Annotated in this window: 4 protein-coding genes; 1 reads left to right on the top strand and 3 read right to left on the bottom strand. The window is 57.2% G+C overall.

All coding sequences use genetic code 11. The features are described from left to right. The first annotated feature begins 2 nt into the window (after nucleotides 1–2). On the top strand, nucleotides 3–1,058 hold the full coding sequence (fba, locus tag ACXJ5O_RS22920; protein ID WP_457301917.1) for a class II fructose-bisphosphate aldolase: 1,056 nt from the start codon (nucleotides 3–5) through the stop codon (nucleotides 1,056–1,058). A gap of 144 nt (nucleotides 1,059–1,202) precedes the next feature. Here the strand turns inward: fba and ACXJ5O_RS22915 are convergent, their stop codons facing one another. The 3 genes from ACXJ5O_RS22915 to ACXJ5O_RS22905 form a co-directional block, all read right to left on the bottom strand. After that, a complete protein-coding gene (locus ACXJ5O_RS22915; RefSeq protein ID WP_457301916.1) occupies nucleotides 1,203–1,358 on the bottom strand; it encodes a hypothetical protein in 156 nt (51 codons plus the stop codon). Between the two features lie 107 nt (nucleotides 1,359–1,465). Next, nucleotides 1,466–1,909, bottom strand: coding sequence for an ion channel (locus ACXJ5O_RS22910; protein WP_457301915.1), 444 nt, complete (start codon nucleotides 1,907–1,909; stop codon nucleotides 1,466–1,468). After that, a complete protein-coding gene (locus tag ACXJ5O_RS22905; RefSeq protein ID WP_457301914.1) occupies nucleotides 1,906–3,012 on the bottom strand; it encodes an AI-2E family transporter in 1,107 nt (368 codons plus the stop codon). Before ACXJ5O_RS22905 ends, ACXJ5O_RS22910 begins: the two co-directional genes overlap by 4 nt. Nucleotides 3,013–3,122 lie beyond the last annotated feature (110 nt).

The raw sequence follows: 3,122 nt of genomic DNA, 5'->3' as shown, positions 1-3,122 counted from the left end.
GTATCACACTCAGACAATTGCTCGACCACGCAGCCGAGAAAGGCTACGGCGTACCTGCCTTCAATATGAGCAACATGGAGCAAGCGCTTGCAATCATGGAGGCAGCGCACGCAGTGGACGCTCCTGTCATCCTCCAAATCTCGCGTGGTGCTCGAGCTTATGCCAACGATATTATGTTGAAGCACATGATGGACGCAGTGACAGAAATCTATCCCCGAATTCCGGTCTGCGTCCATCTTGACCACGGTAATGAGCCCGGCACCTGCATGACTGCCATCCAGTCGGGGTTCACCTCGGTGATGATGGATGGCTCCATCATGGCTGATGGCAAGACTCCGGGTGATTGGCAATACAACGTCGGGGTAACTAAAGCGGTGGTCGATATGGCGCATCTTGGCGGGGTATCGGTCGAAGGCGAACTTGGCGTTCTGGGCTCTCTAGAGACTGGAATGGGCGAAAAAGAGGATGGTCATGGTATCGAAGGCCCACTTAGCCACGATCAACTGCTTACCGATCCAGATGAAGCGGTGAAATTCGTCGCAGAAACGAAAGTCGACGCGCTGGCTGTTGCTATGGGCACGTCGCATGGGGCCTACAAGTTTAGTCGAAAACCTGATGGCAGGGTGCTGGCAATGAATGTGATCGAAGAAATTCACCGCAAACTACCGAATACGCACCTCGTCATGCACGGTTCATCCTCGGTGCCGCAAGAACTGCAAGAGATCATCAACAAATACGGCGGCGAGATGAAACCGACGTGGGGAGTGCCGGTGGAGGAAGTCCTACGCGGCATTAGGAACGGCGTGCGCAAGGTCAACATCGATACCGATTGCCGTATGGCAATGACGGGGCAAATACGCAAAGTTCTGACGGAGGATCGCAGCGAATTCGACCCTCGCAAATATCTTAGGCCCGCGATGGGTGCGCTAACCAAGCTCTGTCGTCAACGTTTCGAGCAATTCGGAGCGTCTGGCAATGCTACTGCGATCCAGGTGCTGCCTGTTTCCGAGATGGCGAAACGTTACCAGTCTGGGAATCTGGATCCCATATTCAGTTGAAGGATGTGCGGGGTAGACACGTGGCCGCAATTCACTTTCACGGCGATGGCGGGATCGATCAATTCCAACCGGCGCGTTTTTAGGTGGGCCTTCCCATAGGAGCGGGGTAGTCGGGAAAGACATCCATCTGCGTCAGCCGATTGGTCAGATGTTGATCGGCAGGAACAGCTGGAGCATGTCCTCGTGGGTGGTGGTGGCGTTGTAAAGATTGCACATGACTTGATGGTAGTGGCGGGTTGGTCCATCCCGCCCCTTGCGCATCGCCGAGCAGCGGCACCGTTCCAGCTTCCGACTAGCCACCCATATAGATCCATGCCTTATCGCCCGGTCTGTTGGCGAAAAGCCTTTCCATCATGAAGCTTGGGTCGGCACCAAGGGACTCAAACCACTATCGTCCGATCAGCATTCTATGTGCGGTTTGACTGCGCGGCTATCCATTTGGCGGTGACCTGCTGGATAACGGAGATGAAGAGGGCCGTGGTGACCCCGAACATCATCAGACCATTGGCTGCCTGAAGCGGCCCGAGCAGCCGCATTCGGCCTTGCAGCAAAACGTCACCATAGCCGAGCGAAGTGAAGGTCACGCCCGAAAAATACATGGCCGTTTCAAAGTCCGCAAATGCACCGAGCAGTCTGTACAGCAACGCCCAAAACACAACCTGGACGATGTTGCCGATCATTAGCACCAGCATCAGAATCGAGAATTGAACGAAAATCCCACGCAGCGGCTTGGCACCGAACGGTTGTCGGGAGGTCCGGGCAAAGTAACGCGCGGCGATCACCGATGCCAGCACCTGAAATGCAAGGCATGCCAACATGACCAGCAAGCCGAGAACAATAACCACGATCATGGCGGACTTTCCGTCGGCGGCCCGCCCTCAACGGGGTCGTACCGGAGCCACTCCATGAGCAGGACGTAGCCAACGGCAAGGAGAACGGGACCCACAAACAGGCCGAGAAGCCCGTCGGCGATCATGCCGCCAATCACGCCAATGAGAATGATCGGCATCGGAACTTCAAGCCCGCGGCCGAGCATCAATGGCTTGAGGAGGTTGTCGCTGAGCCCGGCAATGACGGTCCAGATCGAAAAGATGATCGCCGGTGTGGTCGCTTCCGTCGCAAGGACATAGGCGATGACAGGTAGTGTTACCAGCAACGCCGGCACCTGCACGATGGCAAACAACAGCACCACGAGGGTCAAAACGCCGGCCGACGAAAGCCCTATGGCGAAGAAGCCTATGCCGATAAGCAGCGACTGGATGACCGCTACGCCAACGACGCCGACTGCCACACCTCGGATTGTAGCAGCAGTCATCGCAACCAGCCGGGGGCCTTGCGCCTTGCTGCCGGTGATGCGTTCCAACAGTCGAGTGGCGAATTCGGTAACGCCTTCACCATAGGCGATGAGGACGGCAGCGACTGCGAACGAAAGTATGAACGACAGCTGACCGGCAGCCAAACCGCCCGCGAACGACGCCAGCCATGATGCAATTCCACCCAGCACCTTGCCATACTTGGCAAGCGCCGCCGGCATGTTCGTCGCGACGAGCACCCATGTGTCGGCCAATTTCTGGCCAACCACGGGCAGGTCGGCAAGCCATGGCGGCGGCGGCGGCGGCACTGTGAGGGTTCTGTCCTGCAAGCCCGAGACGAACTCCAGTATGGAAGATCCGAGCGACGTCACTACCATGACCAGTGGGACCAGCATCAGCGCAACACTGACGAGCCCGATCAACGTCGCCGACCAGCGATTGCCGACACGGACGACCAAGCGTTGGTGCAAAGGATAGAGCATGACCGCGAGGATCACCGACCAGAGCAGGATACCAGTGAACGGCAATATGATGCGGCTGCAGGCAAAGATCAGCAACCCCACGAGTCCGATTTGAAGCGCTGAATCGAGCATTCTCAAGAGCGGCGGCGCGCGCTGAGGGATTGTGACGTTCGGCTGCATTTTGCTGCCCCCTTCCCAGCCAATCCGGATCCAGATAGCTCGGTCCTCCAGCTAACTATTTACCTGTTTCGGCCGTTCTGCAAGACAGATGCAACAGTGCTCGCTGGACG

The sequence above is a fragment of the Phyllobacterium sp. P5_D12 genome, from assembly GCF_054049495.1.
Note: the sequence above shows the minus strand (reverse complement) of the source record. Positions and strands in the feature narration are given on the sequence as shown.